This window comes from Modicisalibacter sp., from assembly GCF_055145905.1.
The window spans coordinates 177,880-197,792 of sequence record NZ_JBSREH010000001.1; the positions used below are offsets into that span (position 1 = coordinate 177,880).

Genomic DNA, 19,913 nt, shown 5'->3' on the forward strand with positions numbered 1-19,913 from the left:
TGTTCAAAGAACCGCACAATTGTAGTGATGCACCCTACCCCATGCAAGCGGCGTTCAGCCGCCGGCCGCCCCGCGGCGCTGGCGCACGGCCTCGAACAGGCACACGCCGGTGGCCACCGAGACGTTGAGGCTGGAGACGCTGCCCGCCATGGGCAGCTTGATGAGGGTGTCGCAGGCCTCGCGGGTGAGCCGCCGCAGCCCCTTGCCCTCGGCACCCATCACCAGCGCCACGGGGCGGACGAAGTCGGCCGCGAAGACGTCGTCGGTCGCCTCGCCGGCGGTGCCCAGCACCCAGACGCCGGCGTCCTTGAGCCGGCCCAGGGCGCGCGCCAGGTTGGTGACGCGATAGACCGGCACGCTCTCGGCGGCCCCGCAGGCCACCTTGCGCACGGTGGCGTTGAGCGGCGCCGACTTGTCCTTGGGCACCACCACGCCGTGCACGCCGGCGGCGTCGGCACTGCGCAGGCAGGCGCCCAGGTTGTGCACGTCGGTGACGCCGTCGAGCACCAGCAGCAGCGGCGGCTCGGCATGCGGCCAGCCGCCGAGGCGATGCCACAGCGTCTCCTCGCTCTGCGCCTCGAGCGGCGGACAGAAGGCGATCACCCCCTGATGACTGGCGCCCTGGGCCAGGCCGTCGAGCACCTCGCGGGGCTGGGCGACGAGCCGCGCACCCGCCTCGCCGGCGCGGGCGAGCAGCTCGCCGAGCCGGCGCTCGGCCGCGCCCTCCTGATACCAGAGTTCGCGGGGAGACTCGCCGCGATCGAGCAGCGCCTCGACGGCATGCACGCCGAACACGCCGTCCAGCCCGGGCGGGGTCGCAATGCGCGGCGCCTTCGCCGGCCCGCGCCCGCGGCCCTTGCCGCCGGCGGGCGCGCGGGCCTGACGACGACTCACGACGACTCCCCGCCGCGACGCTCGCGCTTGCCGGGCCGCGACTTGCGCCGCGAGCGCTTGCGCCCGCTGCTGTCGTCGCCGCCACCACTGCCGCGCGGCCCGCCGGCCTTGCGCGGCGGCTTCTGGCGGCGCGGGTGCTCGTCGACCAGCTCGAAGTCGATCTTGCGCTCGTCGAGGTCGACCCGGGCCACCTGAACGGTGACGCCGTCGCCCAGGCGGTAGGCGAAGCCGCCCCGCTCGCCCTTGAGACGATGCTTCTCGGGCTCGTAGTGGTAGTAGTCGGAGGGCAGCGAGGTGACGTGCACCAGCCCCTCCACATAGACGTCATCGAGACGCACGAAGATGCCGAACTGGGTCACCGAGGCGATGGTGCCGTCGAAGGTGTCGCCGACCTTGTCGGACATGAACTCGCACTTCAGCCAGTCGGTGACGTCGCGGGTCGCGTCATCGGCGCGGCGCTCGGTCATCGAGCAGTGCTCGCCGAGCTCGATCATCTGCTCGAAGGTGTACGGGCACCAGGTGGAAGGCTTCTCCACCGGCGTCCCTTCGGCGCGCAGCACGTTGCTGGTCTGGCGCGGCCCGCGGATCACCGAACGGATCGCGCGGTGCACCAGCAGGTCCGGGTAGCGGCGGATCGGCGAAGTGAAGTGCGCATAGGCCTGGTAGGCCAGGCCGAAGTGACCCTCGTTGTGCGGCGAATAGACCGCCTGGCTCATGGTGCGCAGCATCACCGTCTGGATGATGTCGGCGTCGGGACGGTCCTTGATCGTCTCGCGCAGGGTCTGGAAGTCCTGCGGCGTGGGCTCGTCGCCGCCCGGCAGGGTCAGGCCCAGCTCGTTGAGGAACAGCCGCAGCTTGTCGAGGCGCTCGGCGGCCGGCGGCTGGTGGATGCGATACAGCGCCGGCAGGTCGTGCTTGTCGAGGAAGCGCGCGGTGGCCACGTTGGCGGCCAGCATGCACTCCTCGATCAGCTTGTGGGCGTCGTTGCGCGAACGCGGCACGATGGTCTCGATCTTGCGCTCGGCGTTGAACAGGATCTCGGTCTCGGTGGTCTCGAAATCGATGGCGCCGCGCTCCTCGCGGGACTGGCGCAGCAGCTTGTAGAGGGCGTGCAGGTTGTGCAGCGAGGGCAGCAGGTGGTGATAGCGCTGGCAGAGCTCCTGGCCCAGCGGGCTGTCGGGGGCTTCGAGCATCTCGCCGACCTGGGTATAGGTCAGCCGGGCGTGCGAGCGGATCACCGCCTCGTAGAAGCGATGGCGGCTGATCGCCCCGGTCTTGGAGATGTTCATCTCGCAGACCAGCGTCAGGCGGTCGACCTCGGGGTTGAGCGAGCACAGCCCGTTGGAGAGCAGCTCGGGCAGCATCGGCACCACCTGGCCGGGGAAGTACACCGAGTTGCCGCGGACGTGCGCCTCCTGATCGAGCGCCGAGCCGGGACGCACGTAGTGCGAGACGTCGGCGATCGCCACGAGCAGCTTCCAGCTGCCCGACTTGGTCTTCCACGCGCAGACCGCGTCGTCGAAGTCCTTGGCGTCCTCGCCGTCGATGGTCACCAGCGGGGTGTCACGCAGGTCGATGCGATGGTGCTTGTCGGCCTCGGCCACCTGATCCGACATGCCGTCGATCTGGGCCTCGACCTCGGGCGGGAAGGCATCGGGGATCTCGTAGCTGCGGATGGCGATGTCGATCTCCATCCCCGGGTCCATGCGCTCGCCGAGCACCTCGGTCACCTCGCCCACCGGCTGCACGCGGGTCTCGGGCTGCTGGGTGATGCGTACCGACACCACCTGGCCGTCCCGGGCGCCGCCGGTGGCGCTGTTGGGAACGATCACCTCCTGGGTGATGCGGGTGTTCTCGGGGATCAGCACGCCGAACTCGCTCGAGCGCTCGCGGAACACGCCGACCAGCGACTGAGTGTTGCGGGACAGCACCTCGACGATGGTCGCCTCGTCGCGGCCGCGGCGGTCACGGCCGCTGATGCGCACCAGCACGTGGTCGCCGTGGAACACCCGGCGCATCTGGCGCGGCGGCAGCACCAGGTCGGGCTTCTTGCCGTCGTCGCGGAGGAGGAAACCGATGCCGTCACGATGGCCCAGCACCTTGCCCTTGATGAGGTCGAGCTTGTCGATCAGCGCGTAGGCGCCGCGACGGTTGCGCAGGATCTGGCCGTCACGCTCCATGGCCGCCAGGCGGCGACGCACGGCCTCGACCTGATCGTCGTCGGTCAGGCCGAGCATGCGGCTCATGTTCTCGTCGGTGATCGGCTTTCCGTATTCCTCGAGCCGGGCCAGCAGGTATTCGCGGCTGGGTACCGGCTTGTCGTATTTCTCGGCTTCGCGCGCGGCGTGCGGATCGTCATTTAACGTCCAGTGATTCATGTTGTTGCTTCCTTGATTGTCGTTGCGGGCGATGACGGACGCGGCGCGGCTGATAAGGGGCTTGTCATGCGCGCAGTATAGCGCCGTGCGCAAGGCGACCCAACCACCGGCCGGCAACCCGCGCCCGGCATCCACCCGAAGAATTGTCGCCGAGGGACTTGCATTCGCGTCAGGAATCGGTATGATTCGTGGCCACTTGCCCCGGCCCAGGTGGCGGAATTGGTAGACGCGCTAGCTTCAGGTGCTAGTGTCCTTACGGACGTGGAGGTTCAAGTCCTCTCCTGGGCACCATCGGCATGTCGGCGACAGCGGCATGAAGGTGGCATTCTCGAGGCAGGTATCGGCAGGTTTTCGCCCAGGTGGCGGAATTGGTAGACGCGCTAGCTTCAGGTGCTAGTGTCCTTACGGACGTGGAGGTTCAAGTCCTCTCCTGGGCACCACGCGAAAACCGCCGAACGACATGATGCGCCCAGGTGGCGGAATTGGTAGACGCGCTAGCTTCAGGTGCTAGTGTCCTTACGGACGTGGAGGTTCAAGTCCTCTCCTGGGCACCATCCGCATCATGCTCTCCCATCTCGTGATTTCCCGAATTTACTGATCTCGCATCATGGCTTTGCCCATGCCCGTGCGATGCCGACATGTGGCCCGAACACGCCTCACCACCGAAGCCTTCCCGCTTTCGCTTCTCAGCTTCCTTGGGCCTCAACTATTACCGACCTCGATTCGCCAGCTCGCATCTCTTGCGCACTTCAGTAGCGCGGCGGCTGGTCGGCGACACGCGCCAGCGCCCAGCCCTGCGTGCTGACACGCGACTCCAGCGCATGCTCCACCGGCCCCGGCAACTGCGGGAAGAAATCCAGCCCCGTCAGCGCCTCGATGCGATCGATGGTCACCAGGTAGCGATCCAGCGGCTCGCTGCCCTGCACCCGCTGCGGCATCAGGAAGGCCAGCGCCCGAGGCTGCGGGCCCGGCACGACGATGATCTTGTAGAACATCGTCGGCACCTGCACGTAACCCACCCGGTTCAGCAGTGCCCCCCAGCCCGGCGAAAACACCGGCCCGGTGATCACCTGCAGGGTGCCGAAACGCGGCGCGAAGTCATCGATGACCACTTCCTCGAGCCGCTGCCACAGGCGTCGGTTGAGATTGGGCCGCTGGGGCGTGATGTTCGACATCAGGAAGGTGTCGCGCTGCGCGCTGCGGCCGTAGTTGGCGGCGATCGCATAGTTGGGCGCCAGATGCCCACGGTCATAGCCGCTGCGCAGGTAGTCATCGGGCGCCACCGGCCACAGCGTGCGCCAGTCACGCTGAAAGTCCGGGCGCTCGCCGATGTGCGTGCCCTTGGCGACAGGATGTAACTGGTAGCCGACCCACAGCGGGCTCGCCCGCAGGTCCGACCAGCCCAGCAGGACCCCCTGGTTGCGCAGCACCCGATGCAGCGCCAGCCAGTCGGTGGCCTGCCGCTCGGGCAGCCCCATCCACACCAGGCGCTCGCGAACATCGCGCTCCTGCCAGTACCACAGGCCGCTGGCCACGACCACGAAGACCAGCGAGACGGCGAGGCGCCGGGCACCCCGCCCGGCCCAGTCGAGAACGTCGTCGATCACGCGGCGGCCTCGGACGACGGCATCATCCTGTTACGGTGCATCGCCTCAGAGCCCCACGCTGAACATCGTCTCCAGATCGTGGCGCGAATGTACCTGCAGCGCGTTGAGGGTCTCGGTCTCGCGAACGCCCTCGACCTGGGTCAGGCGCCCGGTGACCAGCTCGGCCAGCGTCTCGAAGTCCCGGGTCCGGGCGATGGCCACCAGATCGTAGCGGCCACAGGTGGAATAGACTTCACTGATCCCCGGAACCTCGGCCAGACGCTCGGCGACGGCCTTGATGCGGCCCTTTTCGGCGTTGATCAGAATCACGGCGTTCTGCATGGCTCTCCTCCCTGCCTGAATGCGACCGGTGAGCCGACGGCTCACGTTGGCGGCAGTATATCAGCGCAGATCACCCCGCGGCAGCGTCGCCGGCCTCCAGCGCCAGCAACCGACGCTTGAGCGATGCACCACCCGGCCAGCTACCCGGGCCGCCGGTGGTCACCAGGCGATGGCAAGGCACCAGCAACGGCAGGGGATTGGCCGCCACCGCCCGGGTCACCGTGATGACCGCCACGTCGTCGCCCAGCCGTCGCGCCAGCTCGCCATAGGTTCGCGTCGTGCCGTAGGGAATGCGCCGCACCGCCGCCCAGACCTCACGTTGCGCCTGACTGCCATGGGGCGCAATATCGACACTGAACTGACGCCGCCGCCCGGCCAGATAGGCCAGTATTTCATCGCGCGCCCTGGCCAGAGCCGTATCGTCGTGCTCCCACCCCGGCTCGATACGCTCGGTATCGAAGCGCAGGTGGCGAATGCCGGCCTCGTCGCCGGCCAGCAGCAGATCGCCGAGCGGGCTGGAAAATGTCGTGAAACGCATGAGGCCTCCTGTTCCTCCGGCAACCGCCCGCTCTCGGGCAATGGCGCATGACTCGCCAAAAGTGTATACACTTTTGCCAGGAAAAATGTATACACTTTGACTAGGGTATGAAGAAGGAGGCCTGAACCTCCCCCGCAGTTCGGCATCCCGGCTGCGTAAAAAACGACAGGCGCCCCGCGCCAGGCACGTGACCGCCTTCCGCTCGCACCGGGCGGGAAAACATTCGGCAACCCTAACGCTGACCAACGAGGAGCTACCATGGCCGACCAAAATCGCCGCGACTTCATCCGCCACAGCCTGCTCGGCCTCGCCGCCCTGCCACTGGGCGCCGGCATTCTGTCACAACGGGCTCTCGCCCAGGAACTGCCGCCTCTGGACCCGAGCAACCCGCAGGCCAAGGCGCTCAACTATGTCACCGTGGCCAGTCAGGCCAGCGACAACCCCGCCTACTCGAAGGGCGAGAAGTGCGCCAACTGCATGTTCTTCAAGGAGGCCAACAACGGCTGCCAGCTGTTCCCGCAGAACAGCGTCGCCCCGGGTGGCTGGTGCCAATCCTGGACCAAGAAGGGCTGAACCTCGCCGGGGCGCCGCCATGGCGCCCCGGCACTCACTCGTCATATCAGCCGCGACCTTCAAGGTCGGCCGGCAGCGGCCACTGGTAGCGGCGCACCACTTCCTCGCCTTCCATCGACAGCAGCTTGACCGGGAAGCCCCACAACTGATGCAGGTGACGCAGCACCGGGTAGACGCTCTTGGCCAGCGGCCGCCGCCGATCCTGCACATGGTGCAGCGTCAGGGAGCGGTCACCTCGAATGTCGGCCTCCCAGACCTGAATATTGGGCTCGCGCACCGATAGCGCGTACTGGGTCGACAGCGCCTCGCGGATACGCCGGTAGCCACGCTCGTTGTGGATCGCCTCGATGGTCAGCATCTCATCCTGGTCGTCGTCGACCAGAGTGAACAGCTTGAGATCGCGGATCACCTTGGGCGACAGGAACTGCTGGATGAACGACTCGTCCTTGAAGTTGCGCATGGCGAAGTGCAGCGTCTCCAGCCAGTCGCTGCCGGCGATGTCGGGGAACCACTCGCGGTCCTCGGCGGTGGGCTCCTGACAGATGCGCTTGATGTCGCTGTACATCGCGAAGCCCAGCGCATAGGGGTTGATGCCGTTGAAGTAGGGGCTGTCGAAGCTTTGCTGGCTGACCACCGCGGTGTGCGACTGCAGGAATTCGAGGATCACGCCCTCGTCGACCAGCCCCTCGTCATACAGCCGGTTCATGAGCGTGTAGTGCCAGAAGGTCGCCCAGCCCTCGTTCATCACCTGGGTCTGGCGCTGCGGGTAGAAGTACTGGGCGAGCTTGCGGACGATACGCACGATCTCGCGCTGCCAGGGCTCGAGCAGTGGCGCGTTCTTCTCGATGAAGTAGAGCAGGTTCTCCTGGGGCTCGGCCGGGTAGCGCCCGTACTGATGCAGGCCGAGCGGATCCTCCTCGTCATGCTCCGGGCCATGCGCGGGGCGATGCTCGGGAATCGTGCTCCACAGCAGGTTGACCTGCGACTGCAAGTACTCGGCACGCTCGGCCTGACGCCGCGCTTCCTCCTCGGCGGAAATCGGTGACGGGCGCTTGTAGCGATCGACGCCATAGTTCTGCAGCGCATGGCAGGCATCGAGCAGTTGCTCCACGGCGGCAACGCCGTGGCGCTCCTCGCATTCGGAAACGTACCGGCGGGCGAACACCAGATAGTCGACGATCGCCGAGGCGTCGGTCCAGGTACGGAACAGGTAGTTGCCCTTGAAGAAGGAATTGTGGCCATAGCAGGCATGCGCCATGACCAGCACCTGCATCATCAGGGTGTTCTCTTCCATGAGATAGGCGATGCAGGGGTCGGAATTGATCACCAGCTCGTAGGCCAGCCCCATCTGGCCGCGCCGATAGGCCTGCTCCACCGCCAGGAACTGCTTGCCGAACGACCAGTGATGATAGCCGATCGGCATGCCCACGCTGGCATAGGCATCCATCATCTGCTCGGAGGTGATGATCTCGATCTGATTGGGATAGGTGTCCAGCCGATACTCGTCGGCCAGGCGGGCGATCTCCCGCTCGTAGGCCGTGAGTGTCTCGAAGTTCCAGTCCGAGCCGGTGGCAATGGGCTTGCGTCGGGTCATGATGCTGCCTCCTGGGCCGAGCTCAGTGCTCGGCGCGACGCCGGAAGAGTTCACGGAACACCGGATAGATGTCCCCTGCCTCGACGATCTGTCGCATGGCGAAACGCTGGGGAAACTCGGCCTGCACGCTCTCGTACTCCTCCCACAGCGCCTGGTGGGCGTGGGGGGTGATCTCCACGTAGGTGAAGTACTGCAGGCGCGGCATCAGGGACTTGACCAGCAGCTCCCGGCAGGTGGTGGAATCGTCGTCCCAGTTGTCGCCGTCCGAGGCCTGGGCGACGTACAGGTTCCACTGGTGCGCCGGATAGCGGTCGCGGATGATCTCGTCGACCAGGGTGAGCGCACTGGAGACGATGGTGCCGCCGGTCTCGCGGGAGTAGAAGAACTCCTCCTCGTCGACCTCCTTGGCCGCGGTGTGGTGGCGCACGAAGACCAGCTCGACCTTCTCGTAGTTGCGCTCGAGAAAGAGGTAGAGCAGCAGGAAGAAGCGCTTGGCGATGTCCTTGTGCGACTGGGTCATCGACCCGGAGACATCCATCACGCAGAACATCACCGCCTTGTTCGACGGCTGCGGCTGGTTGATCAGGTTGTTGTAGCGCAGGTCATAGGTGTCGATGAACGGCACCGCGTCGAGGCGCTTCTCGAGCCGCTCGATCTCGGCCTTGAGCTCGGCGATGCGCGCCGGGTTGCGCAGCACCGGGTCCTTGCGCTCCTCCGCCTCGAGCGCCTCGGTCGCCTCGCGCAGGGCCCGCTTGATCGGCGCCCGCATGGCGATGCGCCGCGCCTGGGCCTCGCGCATCGAGCGCACGATGTTGATGCGCGCCGGCACCCCCTCGCGGGCGATCCCGGCCCGCACCGGGCGCACCTCCTCGAGGTCGAGCAGCGCCTTGCGCTCCAGGTGCGGCAGCTCGAGGCCGTCGAAGACGAAATCGAGGAATTCCTCGCGGGTCAGCGAGAAGGCGAACTCGTCCATGCCCTCGCCCTGGTTCGAGGCGCTGCCCTCGCCGGCCCCGCCACCGCCGCCCCCGCCGGGGCGGCGCAGCCGGTCGCCCTCGACGAATTCCTTGTTGCCGGGGCTGACCACGGTACGCTTGCCGCCGGGACCATGCTGGAAGACCGGCTCGGAGATGTCACGAGCCGGGATGGAGACCTTCTCGCCGCGCTCCATGTCGGTGATCGAGCGCTTGTTGACGGCCTCCTCCACCGAGCGCTTGATGTGGGTGCGATAGCGATCCAGGAAGCGCTGTCGATTGACCTCGCTCTTGTGGCGGTCGTTGAGCCGCCGATCGATGAAATAGCTCATGCCTGCCTCCCTCCGGGAGTCTCGGGGGCACTGGCCGCCGGACATCGCCTGCCGTGTCCGGCCGACCGGACCGCCGGGGCGCGGGTGATACCGCCGTCCGCGCCCCGGGCGGGAAGGCTCAGTGCGACTTGCGCACGCGCAGGTACCATTCGGAGAGCAGGCGCACCTGCTTCTCGGTATAGCCCCGCTCGACCATCCGGGCGACGAAGTCCTCGTGCTTGCGCTTGTCGGCCTCCGAGGCCTTGGCGTTGAACGAGATGACCGGCAGCAGCTCCTCGGTGTTGGCGAACATCTTCTGCTCGATCACGCCCTTGAGCTTCTCGTAGGACTGCCAGCTGGGGTTCATGCCGTTGTTCTGGGCCCGCGCCCGCAGCACGAAGTTGACCACCTCGTGGCGGAAGTCCTTGGGATTGGAGATCCCCGCCGGCTTCTCGATCTTCTCCATCTCCTCGTTGAGGGCCTGACGATCGAACATGTGGCCGGTCTCGGGGTCACGGTACTCCTGGTCCTGGATCCAGAAGTCGGCATAGGTCACGTAGCGGTCGAAGATGTTCTGGCCGTACTCGCTGTAGGACTCGAGGTAGGCGGTCTGGATCTCCTTGCCGATGAAGTCGACGTAGCGCGGCGCCAGGTACTCCTTGATGAAGCGCAGGTAGCGTTCGTGGGTCTCCTTGGGCAGCTGCTCGTGCTCCAGGCGCTGCTCGAGCACGTAGAGCAGGTGCACCGGGTTGGCGGCGACCTCGTGGGTGTCGAAGTTGAACACCTTGGAGAGGATCTTGAAGGCGAAACGCGTGGACAGCCCGTCCATGCCCTCGTCGACCCCGGCGGCATCGCGGTACTCCTGGATCGACTTGGCCTTGGGATCGGTGTCCTTGAGGTTCTCGCCGTCGTAGACCCGCATCTTGGAGTAGATGCTGGAGTTCTCCGGCTCCTTGAGCCGCGAGAGCACCGAGAACTGGGCGAGCAGGCGCAGGGTGTCCGGCGCGCAGGGCGCCTCGGCCAGCGAGGAATGCTCGAGCAGCTTCTGGTAGATCTTGATCTCCTCGGAGACCCGCAGGCAGTAGGGCACCTTGACGATGTAGACGCGGTCCAGGAAGGCCTCGTTGTTGCGATTGTTGCGGAACTGCTGCCACTCGCTCTCGTTGGAGTGGGCGAGGATGACGCCGTCGAAGGGAATCGCCCCCATGCCCTCGGTGGGGTTGTAGTTGCCCTCCTGGGTCGCGGTCAGCAACGGATGTAGCACCTTGATCGGTGCCTTGAACATCTCGACGAATTCCATCAGTCCCTGGTTGGCCTTGCACAGCCCGCCGGAGAAGCTGTAGGCATCCGGGTCATCCTGGGAGTAGAGCTCGAGCTGGCGGATGTCGACCTTGCCGACCAGCGAGGAGATGTCCTGGTTGTTCTCGTCGCCGGGCTCGGTCTTGGAGACCGCGATCTGGTTGAGCCGCGAGGGATGCAGACGCACCACGCGGAACTGCGAGATATCGCCGCCGTACTCCTTGAGGCGCTTGGCCGCCCAGGGCGACATCACGCTCTTCAGGTAGCGCCGCGGAATGCCGTACTCCTTCTCGAGCTGCTCGCCGTCCTCCTCGGGGGAAAACAGCCCCAGCGGCGATTCGAAGACCGGGGACCCCTTGATGGCGTAGAAGGGCACCTTCTCCATCAGCAGCTTGAGCCGCTCGGCCAGCGACGACTTGCCGCCGCCCACCGGGCCCAGCAGGTAGAGGATCTGCTTGCGCTCCTCGAGCCCCTGGGCGGCGTGACGGAAGTAGGCGACGATCTGCTCGATCGCCTCCTCCATGCCGTAGAACTCGAAGAATGCGGGATAGCGACGGATGACCTTGTTGGTGAAGATGCGGGACAGGCGCGGGTCCTTCGACGTGTCGATGACCTCGGGCTCGCCGATGGCTTTCAACATGCGCTCCGCGGCGCTGGCATAGGCACCGGGGTCCGTGCGGCACAGTTCCAGGTACTCCTGAAGACTCATCTCTTCCTGCTGAACCTGCTCGTAGCGGCTCTGCACATGGTCGAAGATACTCATTGAGGCCTCCTTGAATCGCGACACCCGGTCGCCGACAACCGTCTGGGTTTTCCGGGCTGGCGTAATGATCAGCGTAGACGGATAAACGACTGACGATGGAGAGCTTGCCATGAGGTCTTTCAACGCAACCGCGCGGTGCTCCTCTTTTCAGGGTATGAGCGCGAACGCCGCGATTGGTTCGATCACGGCGCGGAAAAAACTCGCGAACGGCATCGATCTGTCAGCGATCGAGCGCCATCCGGATATCGCTCAGCAGGCCGTCGAGCAGTTCGGTGGTGGTGTTCCAGGCGCACACGAAGCGCGCCCCGCCGGCTCCGATGAAGGTATAGAAGGTCCAGCCCCGGTCCCGCAGGTGCTTGAGGACCGCCGGCGGCAACTCCACGAACACGCTGTTGGCCTGGGCGGGGAACATCAGGCGCGCGCCGGGCAGCCCCTCGAGACCGTCCGCCAGGTAACGGGCCATGGCGTTGGCGTGAACGGCATTGTCGAGCCAAGCCCCGGACTCCAGCAGCCCCAGCCAGGGTGCGGCAATGAACCGCATCTTGGAGGCCAGCTGGCCGGCCTGCTTGCAGCGGTAGTCGAAGTCCTCGGCCAGCTCGCGATTGAAGAACACCACCGCCTCGCCCATCGGCAGGCCGTTCTTGGTGCCGGAAAAGCACAACACGTCGACGCCGGCCTGCCAGGTCAGCTCGGCCGGCGAGGCCTCGAGCGCGGCACAGGCGTTGGCGAAGCGCGCGCCGTCCATGTGCAGGCGCAGGTCGTGCTTGTCGGCCATGGCGCGGATGCCGAGCAGCTCATCGCGGGTGTAGACAGTCCCCACCTCGGTGGCCTGGGTGATCGACACCACCTTCGGCTTGGGGTAGTGGATGTCGCGGCGCCGGGTGACCAGGCGCTCGATGCCCTCGGGCGCCAGCTTGCCGTGCTCGCCGCTGGCGGTGAGCAGCTTGGCACCGTTGGAGAAGAACTCCGGGCCGCCGCACTCGTCGGTCTCGATGTGCGCCAGCTCGTGACAGATCACGCTGTGATAGCTCCGGCCCATGGCGGCCAGGGCCAGCGAGTTGGCCGCCGTGCCGTTGAAGACGAAGAAGACGTCGCAGTCGTAATCGAACAGGGTGCGGAAGCGGTCGGCCGCCCGCTGGGTCCAGGCATCGTTGCCGTAGGCGAGATCATCGCAGCGGTTGGCATCGAGCAGGTATTCCAGCGCCTCCGGGCAGATGCCGGAGGTGTTGTCGCTGGCCAGGAAACGCGGCGAGCAGTCGGGGGGCATGGCGGGGTCCTCTCGCGAGACTGTTGTTGTTGGCGAACGCGACCGGGTGCCATCGCGTCCGGCTGTCGGCGTGGATCGCACGCCGTTGGGGCCCGTTGAGACTCCCCCGCGAGCCGCGCCGGGAATCTCAACAGGCCCCAGTCTAGCACCCCGCCCGACGGGAAAAAGCGCGCCGTCAGAGGATGGCGGCGAGGCGCGTTCCCTGGTCGATGGCGCGCTTGGCATCCAGCTCGGCGGCCTTCTCGGCCCCGCCGATCACGTGCACCTCGGTGCCGGCCCCGTGCAGCGGCGCGAGCAGCTCGACCACCGACTCCTGACCGGCACAGATCACCACGCTGTCGACGGCCAGCAACCGTTCCTCGCCGGCAACGCGCAGGCGCAGGCCGCCGTCCTCGATGCCCCGATACTCGCAGCCGGCGAGCATCTCGACGCCGCGATGACGCAAGGCCGCCCGATGCACCCAGCCGGTGGTGGTGCCCAGGCCCTTGCCGGGCTTCGAGGTCTTGCGCTGCAGCAGGGTGACCCGACGCGGCACCGCCGGCGCCACCGGCGGCTGCAGCCCGCCCGGCTCGCTGACGGCGAGATCCACGCCCCACTCCGCGCACCATGCCTCGCGGTCGAGCGCCGGGTGTCCGGCATGGGTCAGCAGCTCGGCGACGTCGAAGCCGATGCCCCCGGCGCCGATGATCGCCACACGCCGGCCGACACGCTCGGGGTGGCGGATTGCGGTCGGGTAGTCGAGCACCATCGGGTGATCGATGCCCGGCAGGTCGAGCGCGCGCGGACGCACGCCGGTGGCCAGCACCACGGCATCGAAACCCGCCAGCCGTTCCGCCTCGACCGGAGTGTTCAGGCACAGCTCGACGCCGTGGCGCTCGAGCATCACCCGGTAGTAGCGCAGCGTCTCGGCGAACTCCTCCTTGCCGGGAATGCGCCGGGCGAAATTGAACTGGCCGCCGATCTCGTCCTCGCGCTCGAAGAGCGTGACACGATGGCCGCGCTGCGCGGCGCTCACCGCGCAGGCCAGCCCCGCCGGTCCGGCCCCGACCACGGCGATCGCGCGCGGCGTCGTCACCGGCGTCAGGTTCAGTTCCGTCTCGTGACAGGCACGCGGGTTGACCAGGCACGAGGTGAGCCGGCCCTGGAAGGTATGCTCGAGACATGCCTGGTTGCAGGCGATGCAGGTATTGATCGCCCCGTCATCGCCCTGCCCGGCCTTGGCCAGCCATTCGGGATCGGCCAGGAAGGGACGCGCCATCGACACCATGTCGGCGACGCCCTCGGCGAGCAGGCGCTCGGCGACATCGGGCATGTTGATGCGGTTGGTGGTGATCAGGGGAATCGTCAGCTCGGCCTTCATGCGCTGGGTGACCTCGCTGAACACGGCGCGCGGCACGCTGGTAACGATGGTCGGCACCCGCGCCTCGTGCCAGCCGATGCCGGTGTTGATCAGGTTCGCCCCCGCCGTCTCGATGGCGCGACCCAGCGCCACCACCTCCTGCCAGGTACTGCCCTCCTCGACCAGATCGATCATCGACAGCCGGAAGATGACCAGGAAGTCCGGACCCAGCGCCGCGCGAATGCGCTCGACGATCGCCACCGGGAAGCGGATGCGGTTGGCGAAGTCGCCGCCCCATTCGTCGTCGCGCTGATTGGTGCGCCGACAGATGAACTGGTTGATCAGGTAGCCTTCGGAGCCCATCACCTCGACGCCGTCGTAGCCGGCCTCGCGGGCCAGCCGGGCGCAGTTGACGTAATCGTCGATGGTCCGCTCCACCTCCTCGGCGGTCAGCGCCCGCGGCGGATAGGGGTTGATCGGTGCCTGGATCGGCGAGGGCGCGACCAGTGCCGGCGAGTAGGCGTAGCGCCCGGCATGCAGGATCTGCAGGCAGATGTGCCCGCCCTCGGCATGCACGGCCTCGGTCACCCCGCGGTGCCGGTCGATCTCCGCGGCATCGGTGAGCCTGGCCGCGCCGTGGAAGACCGCGCCCTCGGCATTGGGCGCGATGCCGCCGGTGACGATCAGCGACACCCCGGCCCGCGCGCGCTCGGCATAGAAGGTCGCCAGCCGTGCGAAGCCCTCCGGCGCTTCCTCCAGGTTGGTGTGCATGGACCCCATCAGCACCCGGTTGGGCAGGGTCAGCGGGCCGACGGCGAGCGGCCGAAAGAGATACGGGTAGCGGGCGGTCACGGCGGAGCCTCCGAAACATCGGTGATCGGGCAGATTCCAAACAATCGTTTGAACGAGTGTACTCCGTCACTCGAATCACGCAACGTCGAAGGCCGCCTCGACCAGCCGTGCCGCCATGCCGATTCCACTCGGACACGCACCCGCGAACCGATACCGACGCCACAGACGCAGCCGACGGGCGACGGGCGACGGGCGACGGGCGACGGGCGACGGGCGACGAAAACAGGATCGAACGAGGGTCAGGATGCAGGAAACGCAAACACGCCAAAGCCCGGACGAGGGTGGCGACAGGCGAAAAGCCAGCAGACGGGAAAGGCGAAGAGGGGGACCCGGAAAGGGAATGGCGGACCGGACGGGACTCGAACCCGCGACCTCCGGCGTGACAGGCCGGCATTCTAACCGACTGAACTACCGGTCCGCATTGGTGGGTGGTACAGGACTCGAACCTGTGACCCCCAGCATGTGAGGCTGGTGCTCTAACCAACTGAGCTAACCACCCGGATCCCGATGAAGCGCTGCAGCAGACAAGTGGCGGACCGGACGGGACTCGAACCCGCGACCTCCGGCGTGACAGGCCGGCATTCTAACCGACTGAACTACCGGTCCACATAACGTATCCAAGGTTATCAACCCAAAGCACGCTTACCTGACTGATGCGACAATCCAAGGATTGTCTGGATGAAAAAGACTGGCGGACCGGACGGGACTCGAACCCGCGACCTCCGGCGTGACAGGCCGGCATTCTAACCGACTGAACTACCGGTCCGCATCTTTTTCTACGTGATTGGTGGGTGGTACTGGGTTCGAACCAGTGACCCCCAGCTTGTAAGGCTGGTGCTCTCCCAACTGAGCTAACCACCCGGTCACGTGGCGCTGCATTCTACAGGCCACCCGAGGAATGTCAACGCCTTTTGCGACCCACTCCCAAGCTATCGTCGTTAGTGTTGTCGCCAAGGGCTGATCCGTCGACAGGTCTATGAGGGGGCGCTGTGAACCCATCCATGGACGCTACCTACGCCATCCATGGCGTAGGACCCCCTCTTCGACCTATCCCCGGCGCCCTTTGCTAGAGCCAGCCGCAATTGCTTTGCGACCTGCACCGGCTCGGTTGTCGACGCGAAAGCTCGCCGGCGGGACAACCCCGCATTATCGCCCGACCCTCGCCATGGCAGGGACCACCCGATCCGCCGCCTCGTCGATCAGCGCCTGCCGGGTGCGCCCCGAGGCCTTGCGCGGGCGCCAGTCGTGCTCGCCGTCGGCGAGAAAGTGCACCTCGGCGCAGTCCGGCAGCGCATAGTCCTCGACCTCGTCACGCCGGCCGAACGGGTCCCGGTCGCCCTGCAGCACCAGGGTCGGGCAGGCCAGCCGCGGCCAGTGCGCGAGCCGTGTCCGCTCCGGCTTGCCGGGCGGATGAAAGGGATAGCTGCACAGCACCAGCCCTGGCGCGCCGTCCTCCGCCGCCAGCAGGCTGGCCACCCGGGCGCCCAGGGACTTGCCGCCCAACCACAGCGGGGCCTCGCCGAGCGGAGCCACTGCCGCACGCCAGGCGCGAAACTCTTCGACCAGCCGCTCGGCACGCGGCGGCGGCCGGCGGCGCTGCTCCGTGCGCATGCGCTGCAGGTAGGCGAACTCGAAGGCCAGCACCTGCACACCCCGCCCGGCCAGCGCCTCGCGCAGCGCGACCAGCATGGGGGCATCGTGACCGGCCCCGGCACCGTGTGCCAGCAGCAGGCGGCCGTGGCGCGGCTCGCCGCGGACGATCAGCGGCCCCAGCCCTGCGATGTGCTCCACCCGCTCTCCGGGCTCCTGCGGCGTGGAGGCCGTCGCCTCAGCCTGCTCCGTTTTCATACTGTATCCATTTGTTGTATACATAAAGTGTAGACAGCCACTATACTGGCGTGAGCGTATCCTCGCCCCACCGTCATCGCCGGGCTTGACGGAGATCAGCGCAGGCGCCGAGCGTGCCGGGCATGCTCCGCGTCCGGGTACGCCACCACCGCGCCAGATGGAAACCGACATGAGCCAAGCACTGGAACACCCAACCTACAACTACAAGGTCGTTCGCCAGTTCGCGATCATGACCGTGGTGTGGGGCATCCTGGGCATGAGCCTGGGCGTGCTCATCGCCGCCCAGCTGATCTGGCCCGAGCTCAACCTGGGGCTGCCCTGGACGAGTTTCGGCCGCCTGCGTCCCATGCACACCAACACCGTGGTCTTCGCCTTCTCCGGCTCCGCGCTGATGGCCACCTCCTACTACGTGGTGCAGCGTACCTGCCAGGCGCGGCTGGTCTCCGACCGCCTGGCGGCCTTCACCTTCTGGGGCTGGCAGGCGGTGATCGTCTCCGGCCTGGTGACGCTCAACCTGGGCTGGAACACCTCCAAGGAGTACGCCGAGTTCGAATGGCCCATCGACCTGCTGCTGGCCGCGGTGTGGATCGCCTACGCCGCCGTCTTCCTGGGCACCATTCGCCGGCGCCGCACCTCGCACATCTACGTCGCCAACTGGTTCTATGCCGGGTTCATCCTCACCATCGGCGTGCTGCACATCGTCAACTCGGCCGAGATCCCGGTGTCGCTGTCCAAGTCCTACTCGGCCTACGCCGGCGCGGTCGATGCCATGGCCCAGTGGTGGTACGGCCACAACGCCGTGGGCTTCCTGCTCACCGCCGGCTTCCTGGGCATGATGTACTACTTCGTGCCCAAGCAGGCCGGGCGGCCGATCTACTCCTACCGGCTGTCGATCGTGCACTTCTGGGCGCTGATCACCACCTACATGTGGGCCGGCGCCCACCACCTGCACTATACCGCACTGCCCGACTGGGCCCAGTCGCTGGGCATGGTGATGTCGATCATCCTGCTGGCGCCCTCGTGGGGCGGCATGATCAACGGCATGATGACGCTCTCCGGCGCCTGGCATAAGCTGCGCACCGATCCCATCCTGCGCTTTCTGGTCGTCGCCCTGTCGTTCTACGGCATGTCGACCTTCGAGGGCCCGATGATGGCGGTGAAGACCGTCAACGCCCTGTCCCACTACACCGACTGGACCATCGGCCATGTCCACTCCGGCGCCCTGGGCTGGGTGGCGATGATCACCATCGGCTCGCTCTATCATCTGTTCCCGCGCCTCTACGGGCAGCAGGAAATGTACTCGGTGAAGCTGATCGCTGTGCACTTCTGGATGGCGACCATCGGCACGGTGCTCTACATCACCGCGATGTGGGTCAACGGCGTCCTGCAGGGGCTGATGTGGCGCGCCGTCAACGACGACGGCACGCTGATGTACACCTTCATCGACACGCTCGAGGCCAGCCATGCCGGCTACGTGGTGCGCTGGATCGGCGGCGGCTTCTTCCTCGGCGGCATGCTGCTGATGGCCTACAACGTCGCCATGACCGTCCGCGGCGCCGCTCGCGACGCCCAGCCCGCCGCTCGAACCGCCTGAACCAACGGGGACGCCGAGACGCATGAAACACGAGATCGTTGAAAAGAACGTCGGCCTGCTCGCCGTGCTGATCCTGGTGGTGATCAGCCTCGGCGGCCTGGCCGAGATCGTCCCGCTGCTCTTCCAGAAGGAGACGACCCAGCCCGTGGAGGGGCTCGAGCCGCTGCCCGCCCTGGCGCTGGAGGGCCGCGACATCTACATCCGCGAAGGCTGCAACAACTGCCACTCGCAGATGATCCGCCCGTTCCGCGCCGAGACCGAGCGCTACGGCCACTACAGCGTGGCCGGCGAGTTCGTCTACGATCACCCCTTCCTGTGGGGCTCCAAGCGCACCGGGCCGGACCTGGCGCGGGTCGGCGGCCGCTACAGCGACGAGTGGCATCGTGCGCATCTCTACAACCCGCGCGACGTGGTGCCCGAATCGATCATGCCGGCCTACCCCTGGCTGTTCGACGACACCCTGGATGGCGCGCACACCGCCGACAAGATGCGCGCCCTGCGCGAGCTCGGCGTGCCCTACCGCGACGCGCAGATCGCCGGGGCGCGGGAGGCCGTGCAGGGCAAGAAGGAGATCACCGCGCTGGTGGCCTACCTCCAGCAACTGGGTACCGTCATCGAGGACAGGCGCTGAGTCATGGATATCGGAACCTTCCGCGGCGTGATGACGCTGCTGATCATGATCGCCTTCCTGGGCGTGGTGGCCTGGGCCTTCTCCCGGCGCCGCAGGGACGACTTCGACGAAGCCAGCCGGCTGCCCTTCGCCGATGACGACGAAGAACCGCCCCGGGCACGGGACAAGCAGGAGGACAACGACGCATGAACGACCTGTGGGGCAACGCCCTGTCCGACTTCTGGAGCGGCTGGATCATCGTCATTACCCTGGGCACCATCGCCTTCTGTGCCTGGGTGCTGTTCGGCAACCGCAAGACCGACAAGCGCCCCGACGCCCAGGGCAACGTCGAGACCACCGGCCACAGCGCCGACGGCATCGACGAGTACGACAACCCGCTGCCGCGCTGGTGGTTCATCCTGTTCATCGGCACCCTGATCTTCGCGCTGGGCTACCTGGCGCTCTACCCGGGGCTGGGCAACTTCCGCGGCCTGCTGGGCTGGACCCAGGAAGGCCAGTGGCAGGCCGAGATGGACCGCGCCGAGGCGCGCTACGCACCGATCTTCGAACGCTACCGGCAGACCGCGATTCCCGAGCTGGCCGAGGATAACGAGGCCATGCGCATCGCCGAGCGGCTCTATCTCAACAACTGCGCCGCCTGCCACGGCTCCGACGCCAAGGGCGGCTTCGGCTACCCGGACCACACCGACGATGCCTGGCTCTACGGCGGCTCGCCCCAGGCGATCACCCAAAGCATCGCCCAGGGGCGCGGCGGCGTGATGCCGGCCTGGAACCAGCTCGGCGACGCCAACCTGCGCAACCTGGCCAACTATGTCGCCAGCCTGTCCGGCGCCGAGCATGACGCCCCCCGCGCCGCCAAGGGCAAGGCGCTGTTCTCGGCGACCTGCATCGGCTGCCACGGCGTCGACGCCACCGGCAATCCCGCCCTCGGCGCGCCGGATCTCACCGATGATGCCTGGCTCTACCGCCACCCCGGCCAGCCGGTACGCGAGGCCGTGCTGGCGACCCTGCACCAGGGGCGCAAGGGACGCATGCCGGCGCAGGCGCCGTTCCTCGGCCAGGACAAGGTGCACCTGGTGGCCGCGTACATCTACAGCCTGACCCACTGAGCGAACGGCCGGGTCATCCCGGCC

The 19,913-nt window shown here is 66.9% G+C and carries 16 protein-coding genes and 8 tRNA genes; 8 read left to right on the top strand and 16 right to left on the bottom strand.

All coding sequences use genetic code 11. The features are described 5' to 3' along the window. Positions 1-54: 54 nt before the first annotated feature. Complete coding sequence (gene rlmB, locus ACTCB7_RS00825; RefSeq protein ID WP_463005340.1) at positions 55-786, bottom strand: 23S rRNA (guanosine(2251)-2'-O)-methyltransferase RlmB; 732 nt, start codon at positions 784-786, stop codon at positions 55-57. A gap of 104 nt (positions 787-890) precedes the next feature. Further along, positions 891-3,272, bottom strand: coding sequence for a ribonuclease R (gene rnr / locus ACTCB7_RS00830; RefSeq protein ID WP_463005218.1), 2,382 nt, complete (start codon positions 3,270-3,272; stop codon positions 891-893). A 204-nt stretch (positions 3,273-3,476) separates the two neighbouring features. Here rnr and ACTCB7_RS00835 point away from each other — a divergent pair. The 3 genes from ACTCB7_RS00835 (at position 3,477) to ACTCB7_RS00845 (ending at position 3,826) form a co-directional block, all read left to right on the top strand. Then, a tRNA-Leu gene (locus ACTCB7_RS00835) sits at positions 3,477-3,563 on the top strand. Between the two features lie 62 nt (positions 3,564-3,625). Continuing rightward, positions 3,626-3,712, top strand: a tRNA-Leu gene (locus ACTCB7_RS00840). A 27-nt stretch (positions 3,713-3,739) separates the two neighbouring features. Beyond that, a tRNA-Leu gene (locus tag ACTCB7_RS00845) sits at positions 3,740-3,826 on the top strand. Between the two features lie 195 nt (positions 3,827-4,021). Here the strand turns inward: ACTCB7_RS00845 and ACTCB7_RS00850 are convergent. The 3 genes from ACTCB7_RS00850 to ACTCB7_RS00860 form a co-directional block, all read right to left on the bottom strand. Further along, a complete protein-coding gene (locus ACTCB7_RS00850; RefSeq protein WP_463005219.1) occupies positions 4,022-4,879 on the bottom strand; it encodes a DNA/RNA non-specific endonuclease in 858 nt (285 codons plus the stop codon). 45 nt (positions 4,880-4,924) lie between these two features. Further along, entirely contained in the window at positions 4,925-5,200 is a 276-nt protein-coding gene (locus ACTCB7_RS00855; protein ID WP_224415791.1) for an Lrp/AsnC family transcriptional regulator, read from the bottom strand. A 70-nt stretch (positions 5,201-5,270) separates the two neighbouring features. Next, positions 5,271-5,738: a methylated-DNA--[protein]-cysteine S-methyltransferase gene (locus ACTCB7_RS00860; protein ID WP_163648261.1), complete on the bottom strand. Its 468-nt coding sequence runs from the start codon at positions 5,736-5,738 to the stop codon at positions 5,271-5,273. Positions 5,739-5,996: 258 nt separating this feature from the next. On the opposite strand from ACTCB7_RS00860, the gene ACTCB7_RS00865 reads away from it, so the two are divergent. Further along, complete coding sequence (locus tag ACTCB7_RS00865; RefSeq protein WP_463005220.1) at positions 5,997-6,311, top strand: high-potential iron-sulfur protein; 315 nt, start codon at positions 5,997-5,999, stop codon at positions 6,309-6,311. A gap of 46 nt (positions 6,312-6,357) precedes the next feature. Here the strand turns inward: ACTCB7_RS00865 and ACTCB7_RS00870 are convergent, their stop codons facing one another. The 11 genes from ACTCB7_RS00870 to ACTCB7_RS00920 form a co-directional block, all read right to left on the bottom strand. Next, positions 6,358-7,905, bottom strand: coding sequence for a SpoVR family protein (locus ACTCB7_RS00870; protein WP_163648259.1), 1,548 nt, complete (start codon positions 7,903-7,905; stop codon positions 6,358-6,360). Positions 7,906-7,927: 22 nt separating this feature from the next. Then, positions 7,928-9,208, bottom strand: a complete 1,281-nt coding sequence (locus tag ACTCB7_RS00875; protein ID WP_163648258.1) for a YeaH/YhbH family protein — start codon at positions 9,206-9,208, stop codon at positions 7,928-7,930. 118 nt (positions 9,209-9,326) lie between these two features. Next, a complete protein-coding gene (locus ACTCB7_RS00880; protein ID WP_163648257.1) occupies positions 9,327-11,249 on the bottom strand; it encodes a PrkA family serine protein kinase in 1,923 nt (640 codons plus the stop codon). Between the two features lie 220 nt (positions 11,250-11,469). Further along, complete coding sequence (locus tag ACTCB7_RS00885) at positions 11,470-12,516, bottom strand: threonine aldolase family protein (protein ID WP_463005221.1); 1,047 nt, start codon at positions 12,514-12,516, stop codon at positions 11,470-11,472. A gap of 175 nt (positions 12,517-12,691) precedes the next feature. After that, complete coding sequence (locus ACTCB7_RS00890; RefSeq protein WP_463005222.1) at positions 12,692-14,707, bottom strand: FAD-dependent oxidoreductase; 2,016 nt, start codon at positions 14,705-14,707, stop codon at positions 12,692-12,694. A 341-nt stretch (positions 14,708-15,048) separates the two neighbouring features. Continuing rightward, positions 15,049-15,125 (bottom strand) — tRNA-Asp (locus ACTCB7_RS00895). 4 nt (positions 15,126-15,129) lie between these two features. Continuing rightward, a tRNA-Val gene (locus ACTCB7_RS00900) sits at positions 15,130-15,206 on the bottom strand. 30 nt (positions 15,207-15,236) lie between these two features. Then, positions 15,237-15,313 (bottom strand) — tRNA-Asp (locus ACTCB7_RS00905). A gap of 83 nt (positions 15,314-15,396) precedes the next feature. Then, positions 15,397-15,473, bottom strand: a tRNA-Asp gene (locus ACTCB7_RS00910). 19 nt (positions 15,474-15,492) lie between these two features. Beyond that, positions 15,493-15,568, bottom strand: a tRNA-Val gene (locus tag ACTCB7_RS00915). A gap of 285 nt (positions 15,569-15,853) precedes the next feature. Beyond that, positions 15,854-16,555, bottom strand: a complete 702-nt coding sequence (locus ACTCB7_RS00920; protein WP_224415798.1) for an alpha/beta family hydrolase — start codon at positions 16,553-16,555, stop codon at positions 15,854-15,856. Between the two features lie 169 nt (positions 16,556-16,724). Between ACTCB7_RS00920 and ccoN the strand changes: the two genes are divergently transcribed. The 4 genes from ccoN to ccoP are packed head-to-tail and all read left to right on the top strand — an operon-like array spanning position 16,725 to position 19,889. Beyond that, entirely contained in the window at positions 16,725-18,149 is a 1,425-nt protein-coding gene (gene ccoN, locus ACTCB7_RS00925) for a cytochrome-c oxidase, cbb3-type subunit I (protein WP_463005223.1), read from the top strand. Between the two features lie 22 nt (positions 18,150-18,171). Continuing rightward, complete coding sequence (gene ccoO / locus ACTCB7_RS00930; RefSeq protein WP_463005224.1) at positions 18,172-18,780, top strand: cytochrome-c oxidase, cbb3-type subunit II; 609 nt, start codon at positions 18,172-18,174, stop codon at positions 18,778-18,780. Positions 18,781-18,783: 3 nt separating this feature from the next. Further along, the gene (locus ACTCB7_RS00935) at positions 18,784-18,969 is read left to right on the top strand and encodes a cbb3-type cytochrome oxidase subunit 3 (RefSeq protein WP_463005225.1); all 186 of its coding nucleotides are present in this window, start codon (positions 18,784-18,786) and stop codon (positions 18,967-18,969) included. Then, a complete protein-coding gene (gene ccoP / locus ACTCB7_RS00940; protein ID WP_463005226.1) occupies positions 18,966-19,889 on the top strand; it encodes a cytochrome-c oxidase, cbb3-type subunit III in 924 nt (307 codons plus the stop codon). Before ACTCB7_RS00935 ends, ccoP begins: the two co-directional genes overlap by 4 nt. The last annotated feature ends 24 nt before the right edge of the window (positions 19,890-19,913 follow it).

Coding starts and splice junctions, on each gene's coding strand:
- rnr (WP_463005218.1), bottom strand. CDS start 3,272: ATGAATCACTGGACGTTAAATGACGATCCGCACGCCGCGCGCGAAGCC.
- ACTCB7_RS00855 (WP_224415791.1), bottom strand. CDS start 5,200: ATGCAGAACGCCGTGATTCTGATCAACGCCGAAAAGGGCCGCATCAAG.
- ACTCB7_RS00860 (WP_163648261.1), bottom strand. CDS start 5,738: ATGCGTTTCACGACATTTTCCAGCCCGCTCGGCGATCTGCTGCTGGCC.
- ACTCB7_RS00865 (WP_463005220.1), top strand. CDS start 5,997: ATGGCCGACCAAAATCGCCGCGACTTCATCCGCCACAGCCTGCTCGGC.
- ACTCB7_RS00870 (WP_163648259.1), bottom strand. CDS start 7,905: ATGACCCGACGCAAGCCCATTGCCACCGGCTCGGACTGGAACTTCGAG.
- ACTCB7_RS00875 (WP_163648258.1), bottom strand. CDS start 9,208: ATGAGCTATTTCATCGATCGGCGGCTCAACGACCGCCACAAGAGCGAG.
- ACTCB7_RS00880 (WP_163648257.1), bottom strand. CDS start 11,249: ATGAGTATCTTCGACCATGTGCAGAGCCGCTACGAGCAGGTTCAGCAG.
- ACTCB7_RS00885 (WP_463005221.1), bottom strand. CDS start 12,516: ATGCCCCCCGACTGCTCGCCGCGTTTCCTGGCCAGCGACAACACCTCC.
- ACTCB7_RS00920 (WP_224415798.1), bottom strand. CDS start 16,555: ATGAAAACGGAGCAGGCTGAGGCGACGGCCTCCACGCCGCAGGAGCCC.
- ccoN (WP_463005223.1), top strand. CDS start 16,725: ATGAGCCAAGCACTGGAACACCCAACCTACAACTACAAGGTCGTTCGC.
- ccoO (WP_463005224.1), top strand. CDS start 18,172: ATGAAACACGAGATCGTTGAAAAGAACGTCGGCCTGCTCGCCGTGCTG.
- ACTCB7_RS00935 (WP_463005225.1), top strand. CDS start 18,784: ATGGATATCGGAACCTTCCGCGGCGTGATGACGCTGCTGATCATGATC.
- ccoP (WP_463005226.1), top strand. CDS start 18,966: ATGAACGACCTGTGGGGCAACGCCCTGTCCGACTTCTGGAGCGGCTGG.